Raw genomic sequence first — 247 nt, forward strand, 5'->3', positions numbered from 1 at the left:
GTGATCACCTTTGGTAAAGCGGTAGCAAGTAGCGGGGCGTGTGTATTAGGTTCAAGTGAATTTATTGATTACATGTTGCAGTTTAACCGCGATTACACTTATTCGACTGCAATGTCGCCATTCATTGCTTTGCATACATTATCAAGAATTAAAACCATACGTGATGCTAACCACAAGCGTGCAAAATTAAACGCTAATATTGCTTTATTTAAACGTTTAGCCAATGAACACAAAATTGCCTTAATGG

Annotated in this window: 1 protein-coding gene; it reads left to right on the forward strand. The window is 37.7% G+C overall.

What is annotated here, in order from left to right; genetic code table 11:
* Positions 1-247: aminotransferase class I/II-fold pyridoxal phosphate-dependent enzyme (locus SB749_RS20395; protein WP_410711913.1), on the forward strand; the 247-nt coding region annotated here is incomplete at both ends.

Origin of the sequence: Brevibacterium sp. SIMBA_078, from assembly GCF_046534565.1 — a bacterium.
Lineage (GTDB): Bacteria > Actinomycetota > Actinomycetes > Actinomycetales > Brevibacteriaceae > Brevibacterium.